Source organism: Ramlibacter sp. GS1-15 (assembly GCF_057785015.1).
On the sequence record NZ_JBYNTU010000001.1, the window covers coordinates 3,550,543 to 3,569,439 of the forward strand.

Sequence of the window (18,897 nt, forward strand, 5' to 3'; positions counted from 1 at the left end):
TTCTCTTCCGTGAAGCCCGGCCCATCGCATGGCTTCCGCACTCACCGACAAACTCTCGCGCCTCGCGAAGGAAATCCGCGGCCAGGCCCGCATCACCGAATCCAACGTGCAGGACATGTTGCGCGAGGTGCGCATGGCCCTGCTCGAAGCCGACGTGGCGCTGCCCGTCGTGCGCGATTTCGTCGCCCGCGTCCGCGACAAGGCCCTGGGCCAGGAAGTGCTGGGCTCGCTGTCGCCCGGCCAGGCCCTGGTGGGCATCGTGCACCGCGAACTCGCCGCGACGATGGGCGAAGGCGTGTCGGACATCAATCTCGCCGCCCAGCCGCCGGCCGTCATCCTCATGGCCGGCCTGCAGGGCGCCGGCAAGACGACCACCACGGCCAAGCTCGCCAAGTACCTGATCGAGAAACGCAAGAAGAAGGTGCTCACGGTCTCCGGCGACGTGTACCGCCCCGCCGCCATCGAGCAGCTCAAGACCGTCACCAGGCAGGCCGGCGCCGAGTGGTTCCCCAGCTCGCCCGAGCAGAAGCCGGTGGAGATCGTCCGCGCCGCGCTGGATTACGCGAAGAAGCAGTATTTCGATGTGCTGCTGGTCGACACCGCCGGCCGCCTCGCCATCGACGAGGCGATGATGGCCGAGATCAAGCAGCTGCACGCGGCGCTGAACCCGGTCGAGACGCTGTTCGTGGTCGACGCGATGCAGGGCCAGGACGCCGTGAACACGGCCAAGGCCTTCAAGGAAGCCTTGCCGCTCACCGGCATCGTGCTCACCAAGATGGACGGCGATTCGCGCGGCGGCGCGGCGCTGTCGGTGCGGCAGGTGACCGGCGCGCCGATCAAGTTCGCGGGCGTCTCCGAGAAGATCGACGGGCTCGAGCAGTTCGACGCCGAGCGCCATGCCGGCCGCATCCTCGGCATGGGCGACATCGTCGCGCTGGTCGAGCAGGTCACGGCCGGCGTCGACATGGAAGCCGCGCAGAAGCTCGCGGCCAAGGTCAAGAGCGGCAGCGGGTTCGACCTGAACGACTTCCTCGCGCAGATCCAGCAGATGAAGCAGATGGGCGGGCTGTCCTCGCTGATGGACAAATTGCCCGCGCAGATGACGGCCAAAGCCGGCAACGTCGACATGGACAAGGCCGAGCGGGACATGCGGCGCAAGGAAGGCATCATCAACAGCATGACGCAGCTGGAGCGTCGCAAGCCCGAGATCATCAAGGCCACGCGCAAGCGCCGCATCGCCGCCGGCGCCGGCGTGCAGGTCCAGGAAGTGAACCGCCTGCTCAACGAGTTCGAGCAGATGCAGGGCATGATGAAGAAGATGAAGGGCGGCGGCCTCATGAAGCTGATGAAGCGCATGGGCGGCGGCAAGGGCGGCATGCCGAAGCTGCCGTTCTGACGCATACTGCGTCCCCGTGAACATCGTCGACAGCTTCGCGGACATCTCCCGCTTCGTCGCGCTGCGCCGCGACATCCATCAGCACCCCGAACTCGGCTTCGAGGAACACCGCACCTCGAAGATCGTCGCCGACCTGCTGCGCGAATGGGGCATCGAAGTGCACACCGGCATCGCCGGCACCGGCGTGGTCGGCGTGCTCCAGTGCGGCGACGGCCGGCGCACGATCGGCCTGCGGGCGGACCTGGACGCGCTGCCCCTGCAGGAAGAGAACCGGTTCGCGCATCGCTCGCGGCACGACGGCCGCATGCACGCCTGCGGGCACGACGGCCACACGACCATGCTGCTGGCCGCCGCCTGGCACCTAGCGAAGACCCGCGACTTCAGCGGCACGGTGAACTTCATCTTCCAGCCCGCCGAGGAGATGGGCAAGGCCGGCGCGCTCAAGATGATCGAGGACGGCCTGTTCGAGCGCTTCCCCTGCGAAGCCGTGTTCGCCCTGCACAACTTCGCGATCGAGGGCGTCGGCAACTTCGCGCTCAACCATGCGGCGTTGATGGCATCGAGCAACACCTGGAAGGTGACGATGCACGGCCGCGGCACGCACGCGTCGCTGCCGCACACGGGGATCGATCCCGTCGGTGCGGTGATCGACCTGGCGCAGCAACTGCAGTCGCTCGTGCCGCGGGTGATCCCCTCGACCGAGCGGGCGCTGCTGGCGGTCACGCAATTGCGCGGCTCGGATGCGCCCAACGTGATTCCCGACCTGGCCTCGGTGGGCGGCACGATCCGCACGTTCTCTGTCGAAGCCACGGACAAGCTCGAAGCCGGCTTGCGCCGCCTCGCGGAAGGCATCGCCCAGGCCCACGGCTGCACGGCGGACATCTTCTTCCGCCGCGCCTCGCCCCCGGTCGTCAACCACGAGCGGGAAGCGCGCTTCGCGGCCGAGGTGATGCGCGAGGTCGTCGGCGCGGACCGCGTGAACGAGCACCTGCCCGCCGTGATGGGCGCGGAGGACTTCGCCCACATGTTGCGCGTGAAGCCCGGCTGCTACGCCTTCATCGGCAACGGCGACGGCTCGCACCGCCTGCCCGACCACGGCGCGGGTCCGTGCATCATCCACAACACCTCGTTCGACTTCAACGACGAGATCATCCCCATCGGCGCGAGCTACTACGTGCGGCTCGTGCAGCGCTGGCTCGCCCAACCCGCCGCCTGAGGAGAGGCCTTCCATGCATCGCATCCTTCGCACCGCCCTCGCCGCCCTGCTCGTCGCGGCGGGATCGTCCGCCTTCGCCCAGCGCGTCATCCACCTGGTCGTGCCGTTCGGCCCCGGCGCCGTGCAGGACACCATCGCGCGCACCTTCAACAACGAACTGGGCCAGGCGCTCGGCGCGTCGGTGATCGTGGAGAACAAGCCGGGCGCCGGCGGCACGATCGGGACGGCGGCGGTCGCGAAGTCGCCGGCGGACGGCACGACGCTCATCGTCGCGGCGGCGAGCCACACACTCGCGGGGCACCTGTACAGCAAGCTGCCCTACGACCCGATCAAGGACTTCACCGGCGTCGCCTTCATCGGCAACACCGGCTACGTGATCGCCGCGCCGTCGAACCTGGGCGTGGGCACGATGGCCGACTACATCAAGCTGCTCAGGGCCAAATCCGGGCAGTTCAACTACGCGTCGGCGGGCAACGGCAGCGCCACCCACCTGGGCATGGCCTATTTCCTCGCGAAAGCGGGCCTGCAGATGCAGCACGTGCCGATGAAATCCACCGGCGATGCGGTGAACGAGCTGCTCGCCGGCCGCGTGCAGGGCGTCACCTCGGCGCTGATCGGCATCGTGCCGTTCAAGCAGGACGCACGCATCAAGCTGCTCGCCTACACCGGCGCGCAGCGTTCGAAGTTCCTCCCCGAGCTGCCGACGGTGGCCGAAAGCGGGGTGCCCGGCTACAAGTTCGATTCCTGGATCGGCGTGCTGGCGCCGGCGGGCCTGCCGAAGGCGGAGCTGGACAAGCTCAATGCCGCGATGAACAAGGTGTTGGCGATGCCCGAAGTGCAGGAGCGGCTGACGCGCCTGGGCGTGGAGCCCGGCACGATGCCGGCGGAGGATTTCCAGAAGCTGCTGCGCGCCGACTGGGACACGGCCGGCGCGATCGTGAGGGCCTCCGGCGCGCGGATCGAATGAGCGGCTTCAGGCCGCCGCTTCTTCCTTGACGCACACCTCGCCGCGCAGCGAGTGCGGCAGCGCCTCGGTGATCGTCACGTCGACCATCTGCCCGATCAGGCGCGGCTGACCCGGGAAGTTGACGATCCGGTTGCACTCGGTGCGGCCCATCAGCTCGCTGTCATCCTTGCGCGAGCGGCCTTCGACCAGCAGGCGCTGCACCGTGCCCACGCGGCTCTCCGAAATGCGGCGCGCGTTCGCCTCGATGGCCTGCTGCAGCACGTACAGGCGCTTCAGCTTCACCTCCTGCGGCGTGTCGTCGTGCAATTGCGCGGCCGGCGTGCCCGGGCGCGGGCTGAAGACGAAGCTGAAGCTGGCGTCAAAGCCGACGTCCTCGATCAGCTTCATCATCTTCGCGAAATCGTCCTCGGTCTCGCCGGGGAAGCCGACGATGAAGTCGCTCGACAGCGAAATGCCGGGCCGCACCGCGCGCAGCTTGCGCACCGTGCTCTTGTATTCCATCGCGGTGTAGCCGCGCTTCATTGCCATCAGGATGCGGTCGCTGCCGTGCTGCACCGGCAGGTGCAGGTGGTTCACGAGCTGCGGCACGCGGCCGTACACCTCGACGAGGCGCTGCGTGAATTCGTTCGGGTGGCTGGTGGTGTAGCGGATGCGCTCGATGCCGGGGATCTCGGCAACGTATTCGATCAGCAGCGCGAAATCCGCGATCTCGCTCGTGGCGCCCATCCGGCCGCGGTAGGCGTTGACGTTCTGGCCGAGCAGCGTCACTTCCTTCACGCCCTGGTCCGCCAGGCCCGCGACCTCCGTCAGCACGTCCTCGAACGGGCGCGACACTTCCTCGCCGCGCGTGTAAGGCACCACGCAGTAGCTGCAGTATTTGGAACAGCCTTCCATGATCGACACGAACGCCGTCGCGCCCTCCACCCGCGCGGGCGGCAGGTTGTCGAATTTCTCGATCTCGGGAAAGCTGATGTCGACCTGCGGCCGTTGCTGGCGCGCCCGCGCGTCGAGCAATTGCGGCAACCGATGCAGCGTCTGCGGCCCGAACACCACGTCCACATAGGGCGCGCGCTCGATGATCGCCGCGCCTTCCTGCGAAGCGACGCAGCCGCCGACGCCGATCAGCACGCCCTTCTCCTTCAGGTGCTTGACGCGCCCGAGGTCGGAGAACACCTTCTCCTGCGCCTTCTCGCGCACCGAACAGGTATTGAACAGGATCAGGTCGGCCTGCTCGACGTCGGTGGTCGGCTCGTACCCTTCGGCCGCGTTCAGCACGTCGGCCATCTTGTCCGAGTCGTACTCGTTCATCTGGCAGCCGAAGGTCTTGATGAAGACTTTCTTCATGCCCTGCCCCTCGTTCATCGCCGCGCGCCGAAGATCAAGGCGAGCATGTCCACGAATTTCCGGGCGTCGCTGCCGGTGTCACCCAGCTTGCCGTACTCGTCCGGCGTGAGGAGCCACACTTCGTGCACGAGGCCCCCGGCGTCGCGCTTGTAGACCACCGGCACCGTGCTGCCCGCAAGCGCCCCGGAAAGCACCAGCATGTTGCGCAGGTCGTGGATGCGCGCGCCGGGCGAGAGCCGGTCGTCCTTGCCGTCCATCCGGATGACCGGCGGCAGGCTGACGTTCATCTGGCCGAGTGAGACGTCCTTCGGGATCTCACGGCGCAGGGACTCCTGCGCGAGCGATGCCGACGGCATTACGGCGCCGAGCGCGGCCAGGGATAGGATGGCTGCGAGCGCCAGGCGCGCCCGCATCGAGAAGCAGCGGTTCATGGTGTAGATCCAGAGGCTGTCGTGAGGATGGGCGATTTTAACAATGGGTCACAGCGCGCCGGTCCGGCGGCTGGGCCGCAAGCCACAATGAGGCCCTCGCCACTCCCGTGAGGTATTTCGCATGCTTTCGATCATCGGCACCATCATCGTCGGCTTCATCGTCGGCCTGATCGCCCGCGCCGTCAAACCCGGCGACGACAAGATGGGCATCGTCATGACGACCCTGCTCGGCATCGCCGGCGCCTTCGTCGCACGCTATGTCGGCGCCGCGCTGGGCTGGTACTCCCCGGAACAGCCGGCTGGCTGGATCGCATCGGTGATCGGCGCGGTCGTGCTGCTGTTCCTCTACGGCCTGGTGCGCCGCCGCACCCCCTGAAGAAAAAAGCCCAGCGAGCAATCGCTGGGCTTTTCGTTTTGTCTGGTGGCGCTTCACGGACTCGAACCGCGGACCTGTGGATTATGATTCCATCGCTCTAACCGACTGAGCTAAAGCGCCAGAGCCGGTGATTATAAACGGTTCGTCAGGCGATCACCGTGACCCGCAAATCCGGGTCCTTCCTCAGCACTTCCACCCCCACGCTGCGCTCATGGCGCTGCAGCAGCAGGTCGCAGCTGCGGCCGGGCGCGCCGACGCGCGAGATGCGCAGCCAGTCGACGAAGGCCGGCAGACGCGGCGAATGCATGACCACCTCCGTGCCGCCGTGCACGATCTCCAAGCCCAGGCAGGCCTGCAGCATCGCGAACGGTGCGGCGGCGGCCCAGGCCTGCGGCGCGCACGCGACCGGGTAGAGCGTCGGCCCCGACGCCTCGCGCCGCGCGAAACCGCAGAACAGCTCGGGCAGGCGGTGCAGGTCGAAATGGACGCTCGCGTCGAAGATCGCACTCGTCAGCTTCACCGCGTCGGCCGTGCGCGCGTACTGCGCCATGCCCAGCGCGGCAATCGCGTTGTCGTGCGGCCAGACCGAACCGTTGTGGTACGACATCGGGTTGTAGCGCGGCTGGCCTTGCGCGATCGTGCGGATACCCCAGCCGGTGAAGAACGCCGGCGACATCAGGCCGTCGACGATACGGGTGGCGTGCTCGGGGGTCGCGATGCCGCTCCACAGGCAATGGCCCGGGTTGGACGACAGCACCTCGCAGCGGCGCTTGTCGGCGTCGAGCGCCAGCGCGTACGTGCCCAGCTCCTCGCTCCAGAAAGCCGCCTGGAACTTGTCCTTGAGCAGCTGCGCCTGTTCGGCGAGCTGGGACGCCAGCACTTCATCGCCCAGCACATGGGCCACCCGCGCGAGCAGGCGCTTGGCGTCGTACACATAGCCCTGCACTTCGCACAGGGCGATGGGCGCAGTGGCCATCTGGCCGTCGCTGTGGAACACCGAATCGTGCGAGTCCTTCCAGCCCTGCTGCGTGAGGCCGTCGCGGCTCTTGCGCGCGTATTCGACGAAGCCGTCGCCATCCGGGTCGCCATAGGTGTCGATCCACCTCAGAGCCGCCAGCAGGTTCGGCCAGATCTCGCGGATGAATTCGGCGTCGCCCGTGCGCTTCCAATACAGCGCGGCGAGCACCACGAACAGCGGCGTCGAATCGACCGAGCCGTAATAGCGGCTGAACGGGATCTCGCCGGTGGCCGCCATTTCCGACAGGCGCGCCTCGTGCAGGATCTTGCCCGGCTCGGCGTCGTGCCTGGCATCGATCTCCGTCGCCTGCGTGCCGGCGAGGAACTGCAGGACGCCGCGCGCGAGCGACGGATCCATCCACAGGCACTCGATCGCCGTGAGGATGCCGTCGCGTCCGAAGGTCGTGGAATACCACGGCACGCCGGCGAAGGGATAGGGGCCGCTCGGCAGCAGCGTCGTGAGCATCGCCAGGTCGGACAGCGACTGCTCGAGCCAGATGTTGGCCAGCGGGTTCGACGTGTCGATGCGGCAGCCCTCCTCGTGCTGGCGCTGCCATTCGCGCCGGCCCGCCTCCAGCGCCGCGGCGAAAGGCAGGGCCGTGGGCAGCGGTTCGCCCTCGCATTCGCAGGTCACCGTGATCTCGACGTCGTGTTCGGCGCCGGGCGCGAGTGCCAGCTCGAAGACCGCGGCGTGCTCGGACAGGCTCTGGGGCGCGGGGTCGAAACGCAGGTGCGTGCGGCGGATGACGGCGTCGAGCCCGCGGTACGACAGCGTGACCACGCCGTTCTCCACCCGCGGGGCCAGCATCTCGCCGCGCCGCTCGCGGCGCATCCCGCGCACCTCGAACAGGTCGATGAAGTCGGCCGCGAACGACAGCCCCATGCGCACTTCGGCGAGGTCCGCGCCGTGGTTCGCCACGCGCAGCCGCTCCTGGCAGGCGGCCTGGCGCAGCAGCTTGGTGCGGTGCAGGTGCAGGATGCCCTTGGGCAGCACCACCTGGTGCTCGACCGAGATGTCGGGGTTCATCAGGTCGATGCCCAGCACGCTGTTCGCGTGCTCGATGCCCGAGCCCAACTGCAGCGGGCGCAGGCCGTCCACCAGCAGCTCCATGTGGGACAGGTGGCGCGTGTCGTTGTGGTACAGCCCCTCGTCGGCGGAGGCCAGCGCGCCGATGTCTCCGAAACGATCGAAGATGGCGAAGGTCTCGCCGCTCTTGAGGACCTGCGGCTGGATCTCGGTGTGCGCGAGCGTCGCGAGCACGTACCAGTTGTCGCCGTGCTGGATCTTTCTCTTCTTGTCCATGATGGCAGCGCCCCGCGCCCGTTCAGGCGACCATGCTCTTCCTGGCGGATGCGGCCAGCTCGCGATACAGCGCGAGGTAATTGCGCGCCATCACCTCCGACGAGAAACGCCGCTCGAACGTCTCACGGCAGGCGCGCCGGTCGATGGCGGCGATGCGCCGCGCCGCCGCGATCGCCTGCTGCTGGTCGTTGACGACGAAGCCCGTCACGCCGTCGTCCACCAGCTCGGGAATGGAGCCGTGGCCATAGGCGAGCACGGGCGTGCCGCAGGCGAAAGCCTCGATGATCACCAGCCCGAACGGCTCGGGCCAATCCACCGGCATCAGGAACGCCTTCGCGTTGCCGATGAAATCGTTCTTCGCGTCCTCGCCGATCTCGCCGACGAAGGTGACCAGCGGGTGGTCCAGCATCGGCTCGATCACCTGCTCGAAGTATTCACGGTCCATCACGTCGACCTTGGCCGCGATGCGGATCGGTGTGTCGCAGGCGATGGCGATCTCGATCGCGCGGTCCAGGCGCTTTTCGGGCGAGACCCGGCCGACGAAAGCGAAGTAGTCGTCGGCGTGCGGGTGGAAGGTGTAGAGGTCGCGCGGCAGGCCATGATGCACGGTGCCGATCCAGTTCGCCCACGCGAGCGGCGTGCGCTGGCTGTTGGAGATCGACACCAGCGGGTGGTCCCTGAAGCGCTTGTGCAGCGGCTTGAGGTCGGGCAGGTCGACGCGGCCGTGCAAGGTGGTGAGGCTCGGTGTCGAGCACCGGCTCATGAGCGGCAGGTGCAAGGTCTCGATGTGGAAATGGATCACGTCGAACGAATCGCTGAGTTCGCACACGCGATCGACCATCAAGGTGTGCCAGATCACCGGGTCGGGCCTGGCCGGGTGCAGGCGCAGCGCGCGGTCGACCACGGGCACCAGGCGGCCCGACGTGCGGGAATCGCCGCTGGCGAACAAGGTGACCTCGTGGCCCATCTGGACGAGCGCTTCGGTGAGGTAATGAACGACGCGTTCGGTGCCGCCGTAGGCTCGGGGCGGAACGCTTTCGATGAGGGGGGCGACTTGGGCGATCTTCATGCTTGTAGAACGAGCAGAACCATCGGCCCGCTGGCGATGAGCCATGGACCGGGATTTGGGCGAACTCCGGTGACGATAGTGCGGAGCGTGGCGCGTGTATGTCAGCGCCGGGTGTGCCGTCGTGTCGGTCAGTCGCCGGGTGGCACCGGCCAGGGCAGCAAGCTCACCTGTTGAATGGCCCGGCTATTCGTCCAGGAAGCCGCCCCGGTAGAAGCTCCAGGCCGTGCCGTCGTGCAGGTAGAAGTGGCCGTCGGCGCAGAAGTCCTTGCCGGGGAAGAATTCACGGTAGGCCTTCGGCACCAGCCGCTCGAGCTGCTCGTCGCTCAACTCGTCGAACTCTTCGGGGGTGATGGGCTGGCCGACCCGCAGCCTTCTGGGTTCCATGGCCGCAAGTTTAAAGGCGCGGTCTACTCGCGAACCTGCAGCCAGGGCCAGCGCGCCCGGTACGAAGCCGCTTTCGCGCGGAACAGGTCGCGATGGTCGATGAGCGGGTTCGGCGCCAGCGAGCCGGCGTACAGCGCGTCGAGTCCGTTCGGCGCATACACCTCGTAGCCCTTGGCGCCAGGCCGGATGCCGACGCAGGTTGCGGGGATCAGGAAGCGGTCGATACCGTCGCGCGCGCTGGCCAGTTCGGAATAAGGGAAGCCGAAATGGCCTTCGTACCAGAGATGGACCCGCGCCTGGTTCTTCACTTCGACCACGACGCCCAGATGCGGCAGCCCGCATTCCACACGCTGCTGGACCTGCCGTTCCCCTGCTTCTGAGAGATCCGACGCATCGAAATAGAAGATGTCGTAGTCCTTGATGCCGGATTCCGGCGCCCGGCCTCCGAGCAGGTTCCACACCGTCTGGAACAGGCAGCCGGCCACCAGCCAGCCGTCCTCGAGCCCGAGCCGGTCCCACGCCGACAGGATGGCGCGGTTGTGCCGGTTCGCCAGCACGTCGCGGATGAACTGGTGTTCAGTGATGTCGGCGCGCGCATTCATCACGCGATGCGCGTGCCGCGCTTCCAGCCGAATTTCCTTCCGAACTTGTAGTTCTCGGCATCGATGCACAGGATGATCGCTTCGCCGGGAAAGGCCAGGGTCCGCTGGATTGCCTCCATGACGGCCCGCGCGCGCTGGCGGCTGTGGATCCGGTACCACGCGGTGACCGAGAAGCCGAGTACGAACAGGGGAGCATCGCCCGCCCGCGTCCGCTTTCGAAGCAGGTAGGCCTTGTGCAGTCCAGGGATGGCGCGCAGGGCCTGCTGGAGTTCACCGACCTGCCGGGCATCCAGCCCGTGCGGCAGGAACTTGTCCGTCAGCCACACCGTGCTGCGCTCCTGTTCGGCAGCGGTGATCGCCTGCTGGCGCGCGACAACGCGCTCGTGCCACCGATGGGATTCTTCGTGCCGACCTGCGTTCCAGTGGTAATCGCGCAGCAGCACGCCGGCCGGCAACGTCGCATCCTCATCGAGAGCGATCGCGCGTTCGAGCAGTTCAGCGCCGCGGGGATCGTCGCGCTCCAGCAGCCGCACTCCGAGTTGGAAGCAGACGGCGGCGTTGTCGGGGGCGCGCTCGCCCAATGCCTGCAGCTGTGCGATCGCCGCTTCGACATCGCCCGTGACGGAGTGCGTCAGGCGGGCGCGCTGCAGCGCCTCGTCCACGTCGAGTTCGGCGGAAGCCGCCTTCTCCTCCAGTTCGCGGAGCTGGCACGCTTCCTCTTGCGCCTGCTGATAGCGCTCCTGCCAGGCCGCCGCGACACGGCTGCGCCACACCTCGTCCATCTGTGCGCACAAGACGGCAGCGTGATCGCCGAGGAGCCGCTCGGCGGATTGCCCGATCGCAGGCAAGCTGAGCTCCAGGGGCACGCCGATCGCCGCCAAACGGTCCGGCAAGGACGGGTGCGTGTCGGCGGTGCCGGTCTTCGCGGCGGCGGCCTCCTGCAGCCACGCCGTTGCTGCGTCCGCACCGAGCTCCGGCGAAGTCACGGGCGTGAAGGCCATCATGGGCGAGAGGGTCGGCGCAGGTTCGATGTCGGCGCGGCGGTGGACTTCCGGCCAGAACTTTTCCGCCATGAACCGGGCCGCAAGGTCCACATTCGTGAGGGCCTGACCGACGGCTCGCGGCGAGGTGAGGTGCGCGGCTGTCGCATCCGCCTCGTATTCGTTCTGGCGCGCAAGCGGAAACGAATAGGCCTGGAAGTACGGCACGAACCGTCGCAGGAACGGCATGAACAGGAAGCTTCCGAACGCCTGCTCCGCTTCCAGCACCTGCATCAGCTCGGCCCAGCGCATCCGCTGCCGGTAGATCCAGTTCTGCCAGCGGCCGTGCCCGCGCGCGAGATGCCCGAATTCGTGGGCCAGCACGGCGCGAAACTGCTCCACGTCCAGCGACTTCATCAAGGGCAGCCCGATCAGCAGGTAATTGCGGTGCCAGCCGAGGATCCCGAGGCGAGGTGACTGCTGCACGGCGGCATTCAGCTCCGGGACCAGCAGCACATGATCGAATGCGGGGGCATCCAGGCGCTTGCGCAGATCGTCGATGATCGAAAACAGTTCGGGCGCCGCGGATCGCCGGATCTCATGGCCCCGGGGCGGTGGAACGCGCACCCACAGCGCCTTGACGACGACCCAGAGCAATGCGCCCACGATGAACAAGAGCTTCACCCCGAGCGCCTTCAGTGCGCCGATCGTGAGGACCAGCAAGACCAGTGCAGCGACCAGGACGACCACCATGGCCGCCACGTAGCCGGTGCCCAGCAAGGCGAGCAGCAGTACCTTGCGCTTGTACGCGCCGGGGTTCCGGCGGGCGATGGGTTCCAGGCGGGTCACCCGCGCGTCGAATTCGTCGGCCGTCATGGCTCCTCCCTGCCACGAATGATAGGGTGAGCAGGCGGGCCGGTCCGCTACGGGATTGACCTCATTTCATCACGGCCACGGCACCCGAGAACGTGATGAAGGCTGCGGCGGTGGTGAGCAGGATGATGCGGGCGATGCGGCCCGTGTCGGCCTGGAAACGCTCGGCGAGCAGTGCGACGTTGCTGGCCGAAGGCAGCGCGGCGACCAGGACCATCACCGTCAGCGATTGCGGACGCAACGGAATGCCGGCCGCGATCGCGACCTGTCCCAGCGCCCACACCAGCAGCGGATGCACGAGCAGCTTCACGACGGCCACCGGCACGAAGTCGCGCGCGGGCATCGGCGCATGCTCGGCCGTCGCCGCGACGAATTGCGAGCGCGCAAGGACCGCACCGATCGTGAACAGTGCGACCGGCGAGGCCGAATCGGCCAGCAGCCCGATCGTCTGCGCGACCGGCTTCACCGGTTCGAGGTGCGCCGCCGAGGCGATGCCGCCCAGCACGATCGCCCAGGGCATCGGGTTGACGGCGACGCCTTTCAGTGCGTTCATCGCGGCGGCTTCGGCCCCGTGCACGCCCGCGCCATCGAGCCGCGAGAGCGCGATGCACAGCGAACTCGTGACCAGCAGGTCCACGAGGATCGTGAGGATCGCCGGGCCCGAGGCCTGCGCGCCGAGCAGCGCGATCAGCAGCGGCACGCCCATGAAGCCGGTATTGGGAAAGGCGGCGACCAGGGCGCCGAAGGACGCGTCGTTCCAGCCGATGCGCTCGTTGCGGCTGAATCGCACCACGCCCGCCACCAGCACCAGCGCGCTCACCAGGTACACCGAAGCCGCGACCAGGTCCAGCAGCTGCGCGATCGGCGTGCTCGCGCCGAAGCGATAGAGCATGCACGGCAGCGCGAAGTACAGCACGAAGGTGTTCAGGCCGGGAATGGCCTGAAGCGGCAGCAGGCGCCCGCGTGCGGCCACGTAGCCCGCCAGCACCAGCGCGAAGAACGGGAACGTGACCAGCAGGATGTCAAGCACGGCCGTATTTTCTTCGCAACTGCGCAGGACATTCCAAAGGGAGCTGACGGCGCACCGTATGATTCGCCGCTTTGCAAGCAGTCCGCCCCTCTCGCTGATGTCCGCCGGCCTCAACCTCGCCCAGCAGGAAGCCGTCAATTACCTGCATGGGCCTTGCCTGGTGCTGGCCGGCGCGGGCTCGGGCAAGACGCGCGTGATCACGCACAAGATCGCCCGCCTGATCCAGGCCGGGCTGGACGCGAACCGCATCGCCGCGATCACCTTCACCAACAAGGCCGCGGCCGAAATGCGCGAACGCGCGAAGTCGCTGGTGGGCAGGGACGCGAGGCAGGTCCTCGTGTGCACCTTCCACGCGCTGGGCGTGCGCATGCTGCGCCAGGACGGCGCGGCGCTGGGCCTCAAGCCCCAGTTCTCCATCCTCGATTCGGACGACGTCACGGCCATCCTGAAGGACGCCGGCGGAACCACCGACGCGGCGACCGCGCGCCACTGGCAATGGACGATCTCGCTGTGGAAGAACATGGGCCTGAACGCCGGGCAGGCCGAAGCGCAGGCGCAGAGCGACGACGAGCGCATCACGGCGCGCATCATGGCGCGCTACGAAGAGCGGCTCACCGCTTACCAGAGCGTCGACTTCGACGACCTGATCGGCCTGCCGCTGAAACTGCTGCAGCAGCACGCCGATGTTCGCGACAAGTGGCAATCGCAACTGGGCCACGTGCTGGTCGACGAGTACCAGGACACCAACGCCACGCAATACGAGCTGCTCAAGCTCCTCGTCGGTGAGCGTGGCCGCTTCACCGCGGTGGGCGACGACGACCAGTCGATCTACGGCTGGCGCGGCGCGACGCTGGACAACCTGAAGAAGCTGCCGCAGGACTTCCCGCAGCTGAAGGTGATCAAGCTGGAGCAGAACTACCGCTCGACCAGCGCGATCCTGCGCGCGGCCAACAACGTGATCGGGCCGAACCCGAAGCTGTTCCCCAAGACGCTGTTCTCCGAACTGGGCGAAGGCGAGCCGGTGCGCATCGTCGATGCGGACAACGAGGAGCACGAGGCCGAACGCGTGGTCGCGCGCATCCAGTCGATCCGCGCCAACGGTCTCGCCAAGGACTGGAAGGATTTCGCCGTGCTCTACCGCGCCAACCACATGGCGAAGGTGTTCGAGCAGGCGATGCGCAAGGCCCAGATCCCGTACAAGGTCTCGGGCGGCCAGTCGTTTTTCGACCGCGCCGAGATCAAGGACCTGTGCGCGTGGTTGCGCCTGATCGTCAACAACGACGACGACCCGGCGTTCCTGCGCGCGGTGACCTCACCCAAGCGCGGCATCGGCCACCAGACGCTGCAAAGCCTGGGCGTGTTCGCCGGACAGTACAAGCTGTCGCTGTTCGAGGCGCTGTTCTCGTCCTCGCTCGGCTCGGCGCTCAGTTCGCGCGCCGTGGGCAGCCTGCACGAGTTCGGCCGCTACATCAACGACCTCGAGTTCCGCGCCCGCCACACCACCGGCGCCGAGGACGCGCGCGCCTTCCTGCTCGAGTGGCTGAAGGACATCGGTTACGAGAAGCACCTGTTCGAGTCGGAGGAGAGCGAGAAGCTGGCCTCCGCGCGCTGGACCAACGTGCTGGAGTTCATCGACTGGATGGCGCAGCGCTGCGGCGGGCACATCGATGACACGGCCGGCGTGACGATCGCGAGCGAGAAGAAGACGCTGATGGAAGTGGCGCAGACGATCTCGCTGCTGTCCACCATCAGCGAGCGCGAGCAGGACCAGAACATGGTCACGCTCTCGACCCTGCACGCCGCCAAGGGCCTGGAGTGGCCGCACGTGATGCTGGTCGGCGTGAACGAGGGCCTGCTGCCGTTCAAGCTCGATGACGACGAGGGCAAGGGCCAGGACAGCGTGAACGAGAGCATCGTGCAACGCCTGCAGGAGGAGCGCCGCCTGATGTACGTGGGCATCACGCGTGCGCAGCGCTCGCTCGCGGTGAGCTGGACGCGCAAGCGCAAGAAGGGCCGCGACGTGGTCGCCGCCCAGCCGAGCCGCTTCATCGCGGAGATGGCGCTCGAGAAGGCGACGACGAAGGAAGACCCGCGCGAAAAACTGAAGGCCTTGCGCGCGGAGTTCGCACGCAAGGCCCAGGAATCGGCCGCGGCGGCCGCCGCGGCGAAGTGATGCGCCGGATCAGTACGGCGTGTTGACCAGGCCGAGGCCGCTCACGCGCAGCGCGTCCACGGTTTCGGCCTTCACGTCCGCGCGGCTGCGCGCGCTGGACTGGGCGACCACCGAGGCGTCGACGGCGCCGTCCGCGTTCGCGTAGAGCGCGCGGTCCGCACCTTGCGCCTGCGCGATCTGCGCCTTCACGTCCGCGCGGGTGAGCGTGCCGGCCCGGGCGGCAACGTCGAACGAGGGATCAGCCTTCCAGACGGAGCCGTCGGGGGCGGCGAAGGCCGAACCGGCGGCGAGGGACATGGCGGCGATGGCGAGGGAGAAGAGCTTCTTGTTCACGGTGCTTCCTTTGGCTGGATGTTTCGGTCAGCGCCCGCTGGCCGTGAAAGAACTGTAGGTTCCGCGTCTTTGGGCAGACTTAGCCGATTCTTTTGCCAGAATTAGCCCAGCCCTTCCTTTCCCGCATGCGCATCGTCCTCGTCCTCGGCGCCGCCCTCCTCTCCGCCTGCGGCACCATCGCGCCTGCGGCGTGTCCCGCGGCGGGCGATCTCTCGCAAGTGCATCTCGTCGGCACCTGGCAGGCGCAGGTCGCAGGCACGGCCGCGCCGATCACGCTACGACTCGCGAAGCATCCCGACTTCGCGGAGACGGTGCGCGGTCAACTCGAACGCGGCGGGCAGCGCATCGATGTGGCCGGGGACGTCGACGACGGCGACCTCACGCTCGAGGAGTCGGCCGACGGCACGCACATCAGCGCGACCTGGCTCGGCGAAATGGTCGAAGGCTCCTGCGGGCGCGAGTTCCACGGCACCTGGAAAGCCGAAGGGACGCCCATGGAGCGTCCCTTCGTGCTGAAGAAGCAGCCGTAGCGGCTGCCCGCCTATCAGTACGGCGTGCTGACCAAGTCCAGGCCGCTCACGCGGATGGCGTCGATGGTTTCCGCCTTCACGTCGGCACGGCTGCGCGAGGCGCCCGGCGTGGCGGCCGCGGTCACGACGCCGCCATCGGGCGCGGCGAACTGGCTGCGCGCTTCTTGCTGGGCCTGCACGGCTTGCGCGTTCACTTCGGCGCGGGACACGGTGCTGCCTTGCGCGGCGGCGATGTTGTAGTCGGGGCCGTCCGCGGCGGCGAAGGCCGAACCGGCGGCGAGGGACAGGACGACGGCGGCGGTGGAGAAGATCTTGTTCACGATGTTTCCTTTCACGAAGAATTTGGGTCCGGCGCCCGGGGTTCGTGACCCCGGGGCGTCCCGGTCAGCGCCTTCGCTGGCCGTGAAAGAACTGTAGGCGTCGCGACTTCGGCGACAGTTAGCCGATTCTTCGAACAGAATTAGCCGTCACGCGTGCATCACCGGCAGGATCTCCCAGCCACCCGGCTCGCGTGTCGCCGCGCGCGACGGGAACGCGCGCGCCGCTTCGGCCAGCTCCTGCGCCTCGTGCAACAGGTCCTCGACCTCCGCACCGCCGCGCGCCAGCCGCAGCACGCCGATGCCGACGTCCAGCCGCACCTGCACCGGGCTGCCGTCGGGACCGGTGACCTCGATCGGGCGGCGCAGGCTCGCCGCGACGCGCAGGCCCAGGCTGCGCAGCGACGCCGGCGAGCGGATCGACTCGATCACGGCGACGAAGCAGCGCTCCCAGTAGCGGCCCACGGGGTTGACGACACTCACCTGGTGCTGCAGCCGCCGCGCGAGCTGCAGGTAGGTTTCGTTCAGGCCCGCCGTGCCCGCGAGGTTGCGGATGCGCTCGGGCTCGAACACCAGCACGGCGATCACGGCACCCTCGCGTCGCGTCATGCGCCGGCGTTTCTGCGCGCGAACGAGCTGCTGCACGAGCGGCATGCCGGCGGGCAGCTTGGTCAACGCGTCGTATTGCGACTGCACGGTGCGCACGCGGCGTGCGCGCTGGTTGCGCTTCCACAGCGTGAAGCCGGTCACGGCGGTGCACAGCGCCGAGGCCAGTGCGAGCAGCGCCTGCCCGCCGGTGGGCACTGCGAGGCCCAGCGCGAGCGCATACAGCCCGCCGACGGCGACCATCATGGGAACCGCGCCGATCGCGATGCCCAGCGCGAGCGCGTCTCCGAGCAGCCACGCGCGCACGCTCATCCAGGTGACAAGCACCGTGTTCACGGTCACCAGGGCCGCCGCCGCGGGCAGCTGCTGCGCGGGCGAAAGCGCGAACACCGCGGCGACGGCCGCCGCGGGAACGAGCGTGGCGCCGGCCAGCAGGCTCACGTCCATGAGCCGATCGCGCTGGCGCGCCCCGAACCAGACGCGGATCCACATATCGCCCAGGGACGCGCACAGCGGGCCGATGAGGACCTGCGCGGTGCGCAAATCCGTTGTGGAAACGGCGGGCAGCAGCGTCGCCGCGAGCCCGCTCATCACGAGCACGAACAGCAACGCGACGGTGTTGTAGATCGCGCCATGCAGTGCCGCCACGCGGCGGCTCACGACGTAATCGAACAGGCCGAAGGAAATCACCAGCGCGATGGCACCGGCGGCAGCGCTCCAGATGGCGAGTTCCGGAATCGGCATGTGATGAGTCACGCACCCGACGATGACAGAATTCGCAGCAGTGCGCCAGCACCAGGGCCCCGGGCAGTAATGCCTCCGTAGTGCACCGATGTCGGCGGGCAGAATGCGGCGATGCTTCGCTTTGCATCCGCCACCCTGTCCCTGGCCTTCGCACTCGCGTTTCCCGCGATCAACGCCCATGCGCAGCCGACGCCGCCGGCCGGCTGGCAAGCCTGCGCCGCGATGCCCGATGCGGGCGCACGGCTCGCCTGCTTCGATCGTTGGTCGGCGGCGCAATCCACGCCGACACCTGCTCCCGCCGTCGCTCCTGCAGTCGCCGCGGTCGCCGCCCCACCCAATGAAGAAGCGGGTGACCACTGCCACCGCAGCGGCCCCTCCGCGCTCTCGCGCTTCTGGGAACTGGAGAACGACACCAGCTGCGACGTGTTCGGCATCCGCGGCTACCGCCCGATCAGCCTGTCGGTGGTGCGCGGCAACACCGTGAACGACCAGCCCACGTCGGGCAACCCGCTGAACAACGCCGCGTCGGCGCAGCCCTACCAGCGGACCGAGACGCGCATCCAGCTGTCGGTGCGCACGAAGATCGCGCAAGGCCTGCTCACGACCGGCGACGGGCCGCGCGATTCGCTCTGGTTCGCGTACACGCAGCAGTCGTACTGGCAGGTCTTCACGCCGGCACTCTCGCGGCCGTTCCGCAGCACGGACCACGAACCCGAAATCGTCTACGTGTACCCGGCGGCATTCGACCTGCCCGGCAACTGGCGCCTGCGCTACGCCGGCGCGGGGCTGGTGCACCAGTCGAACGGCCAGAGCCTGCCGCTGTCGCGCAGCTGGAACCGCCTGTACGCGATGGCGGGCGCCGAGCACCCGGGCGGCTTCACCCTGCAGGGGCGGATCTGGCAGCGCATACCGGAATCGGCCGGCAACGACGACAACCCGAACATCAGCAACTACATCGGCCGCGCGGAAGTGGTGGGCAGCTGGGATATCAATCCCCGCGACACCCTTGCGCTGACACTGCGCGGGGCCGGCAAGGGATCGGCACGGCTGGAATGGATGAAGAAGATAGAAAGCCAGTCGCCGTCGACGCTCGGCAGCCTGCGCCTTCACCTGCAGCTGTTCACCGGCTACGGCGACAGCCTGCTGGATTTCAACCGCCGGCGCACGGTGCTGGGGGTGGGATTGAGCCTGGTGGACTGGTAGCGG

At 67.9% G+C, this 18,897-nt stretch carries 18 protein-coding genes and 1 tRNA gene; 7 read left to right on the forward strand and 12 right to left on the reverse strand.

Annotation, left to right across the window (positions count from 1 at the left end; all coding sequences use genetic code 11):
• Positions 1 to 28 precede the first annotated feature (28 nt).
• The 3 genes from ffh to AC3EF3_RS17780 are packed head-to-tail and all read left to right on the forward strand — an operon-like array spanning position 29 to position 3,579.
• A complete protein-coding gene (gene ffh, locus AC3EF3_RS17770) occupies positions 29 to 1,396 on the forward strand; it encodes a signal recognition particle protein (protein WP_488533475.1) in 1,368 nt (455 codons plus the stop codon).
• Between the two features lie 16 nt (positions 1,397 to 1,412).
• Positions 1,413 to 2,612, forward strand: a complete 1,200-nt coding sequence (locus AC3EF3_RS17775; RefSeq protein WP_488533476.1) for a M20 aminoacylase family protein — start codon at positions 1,413 to 1,415, stop codon at positions 2,610 to 2,612.
• Between the two features lie 13 nt (positions 2,613 to 2,625).
• Positions 2,626 to 3,579, forward strand: coding sequence for a tripartite tricarboxylate transporter substrate binding protein (locus AC3EF3_RS17780; protein ID WP_488533477.1), 954 nt, complete (start codon positions 2,626 to 2,628; stop codon positions 3,577 to 3,579).
• Positions 3,580 to 3,585: 6 nt separating this feature from the next.
• Here AC3EF3_RS17780 and miaB read toward each other — a convergent pair whose 3' ends face one another.
• Positions 3,586 to 4,923 carry a tRNA (N6-isopentenyl adenosine(37)-C2)-methylthiotransferase MiaB gene (gene miaB, locus AC3EF3_RS17785; RefSeq protein WP_488533478.1) on the reverse strand — a complete coding sequence of 446 codons (1,338 nt, stop codon included), beginning with the start codon at positions 4,921 to 4,923 and terminating at the stop codon, positions 3,586 to 3,588.
• Positions 4,924 to 4,937: 14 nt separating this feature from the next.
• On the reverse strand, positions 4,938 to 5,354 hold the full coding sequence (locus AC3EF3_RS17790) for a hypothetical protein (RefSeq protein ID WP_488533479.1): 417 nt from the start codon (positions 5,352 to 5,354) through the stop codon (positions 4,938 to 4,940).
• Positions 5,355 to 5,475: 121 nt separating this feature from the next.
• Here AC3EF3_RS17790 and AC3EF3_RS17795 point away from each other — a divergent pair, with 121 nt between their 5' ends.
• Positions 5,476 to 5,730, forward strand: a complete 255-nt coding sequence (locus tag AC3EF3_RS17795; RefSeq protein WP_488533480.1) for a GlsB/YeaQ/YmgE family stress response membrane protein — start codon at positions 5,476 to 5,478, stop codon at positions 5,728 to 5,730.
• Between the two features lie 43 nt (positions 5,731 to 5,773).
• On the opposite strand, the gene AC3EF3_RS17800 is transcribed toward AC3EF3_RS17795, so the two are convergent.
• The 7 genes from AC3EF3_RS17800 to AC3EF3_RS17830 form a co-directional block, all read right to left on the reverse strand.
• Positions 5,774 to 5,850, reverse strand: a tRNA-Met gene (locus AC3EF3_RS17800).
• Between the two features lie 25 nt (positions 5,851 to 5,875).
• Positions 5,876 to 8,050, reverse strand: coding sequence for an amylo-alpha-1,6-glucosidase (locus AC3EF3_RS17805; RefSeq protein ID WP_488533481.1), 2,175 nt, complete (start codon positions 8,048 to 8,050; stop codon positions 5,876 to 5,878).
• 22 nt (positions 8,051 to 8,072) lie between these two features.
• Entirely contained in the window at positions 8,073 to 9,119 is a 1,047-nt protein-coding gene (locus AC3EF3_RS17810) for a glycosyltransferase family 4 protein (protein ID WP_488533482.1), read from the reverse strand.
• A gap of 183 nt (positions 9,120 to 9,302) precedes the next feature.
• Positions 9,303 to 9,503 (reverse strand): hypothetical protein, encoded by a 201-nt coding sequence (locus AC3EF3_RS17815; RefSeq protein ID WP_488533483.1) that lies wholly within the window; start codon positions 9,501 to 9,503, stop codon positions 9,303 to 9,305.
• A 23-nt stretch (positions 9,504 to 9,526) separates the two neighbouring features.
• The gene (locus tag AC3EF3_RS17820) at positions 9,527 to 10,105 is read right to left on the reverse strand and encodes a nucleotidyltransferase family protein (RefSeq protein ID WP_488533484.1); all 579 of its coding nucleotides are present in this window, start codon (positions 10,103 to 10,105) and stop codon (positions 9,527 to 9,529) included.
• Positions 10,105 to 11,961 (reverse strand): M48 family metallopeptidase, encoded by a 1,857-nt coding sequence (locus tag AC3EF3_RS17825; protein WP_488533485.1) that lies wholly within the window; start codon positions 11,959 to 11,961, stop codon positions 10,105 to 10,107. The genes AC3EF3_RS17820 and AC3EF3_RS17825 overlap by 1 nt, the downstream gene beginning before the upstream one ends.
• Before the next feature lie 61 nt (positions 11,962 to 12,022).
• Entirely contained in the window at positions 12,023 to 12,988 is a 966-nt protein-coding gene (locus AC3EF3_RS17830) for an AEC family transporter (protein WP_488533486.1), read from the reverse strand.
• Positions 12,989 to 13,085: 97 nt separating this feature from the next.
• Between AC3EF3_RS17830 and AC3EF3_RS17835 the strand changes: the two genes are divergently transcribed.
• The gene (locus AC3EF3_RS17835) at positions 13,086 to 15,161 is read left to right on the forward strand and encodes an ATP-dependent helicase (RefSeq protein WP_488533487.1); all 2,076 of its coding nucleotides are present in this window, start codon (positions 13,086 to 13,088) and stop codon (positions 15,159 to 15,161) included.
• Positions 15,162 to 15,170: 9 nt separating this feature from the next.
• Here AC3EF3_RS17835 and AC3EF3_RS17840 read toward each other — a convergent pair whose 3' ends face one another.
• Positions 15,171 to 15,494, reverse strand: a complete 324-nt coding sequence (locus tag AC3EF3_RS17840; RefSeq protein ID WP_488533488.1) for a hypothetical protein — start codon at positions 15,492 to 15,494, stop codon at positions 15,171 to 15,173.
• Positions 15,495 to 15,619: 125 nt separating this feature from the next.
• Between AC3EF3_RS17840 and AC3EF3_RS17845 the strand changes: the two genes are divergently transcribed.
• The gene (locus AC3EF3_RS17845) at positions 15,620 to 16,024 is read left to right on the forward strand and encodes a hypothetical protein (RefSeq protein WP_488533489.1); all 405 of its coding nucleotides are present in this window, start codon (positions 15,620 to 15,622) and stop codon (positions 16,022 to 16,024) included.
• Positions 16,025 to 16,038: 14 nt separating this feature from the next.
• On the opposite strand, the gene AC3EF3_RS17850 is transcribed toward AC3EF3_RS17845, so the two are convergent.
• Both AC3EF3_RS17850 and AC3EF3_RS17855 read right to left on the reverse strand, forming a co-directional pair.
• Positions 16,039 to 16,344: a DUF4148 domain-containing protein gene (locus AC3EF3_RS17850; protein WP_488533490.1), complete on the reverse strand. Its 306-nt coding sequence runs from the start codon at positions 16,342 to 16,344 to the stop codon at positions 16,039 to 16,041.
• A 147-nt stretch (positions 16,345 to 16,491) separates the two neighbouring features.
• Positions 16,492 to 17,691, reverse strand: coding sequence for a 7TM diverse intracellular signaling domain-containing protein (locus AC3EF3_RS17855; RefSeq protein ID WP_488533491.1), 1,200 nt, complete (start codon positions 17,689 to 17,691; stop codon positions 16,492 to 16,494).
• Between the two features lie 111 nt (positions 17,692 to 17,802).
• Between AC3EF3_RS17855 and AC3EF3_RS17860 the strand changes: the two genes are divergently transcribed.
• Positions 17,803 to 18,894 (forward strand): phospholipase A, encoded by a 1,092-nt coding sequence (locus tag AC3EF3_RS17860; protein WP_488533492.1) that lies wholly within the window; start codon positions 17,803 to 17,805, stop codon positions 18,892 to 18,894.
• Positions 18,895 to 18,897 lie beyond the last annotated feature (3 nt).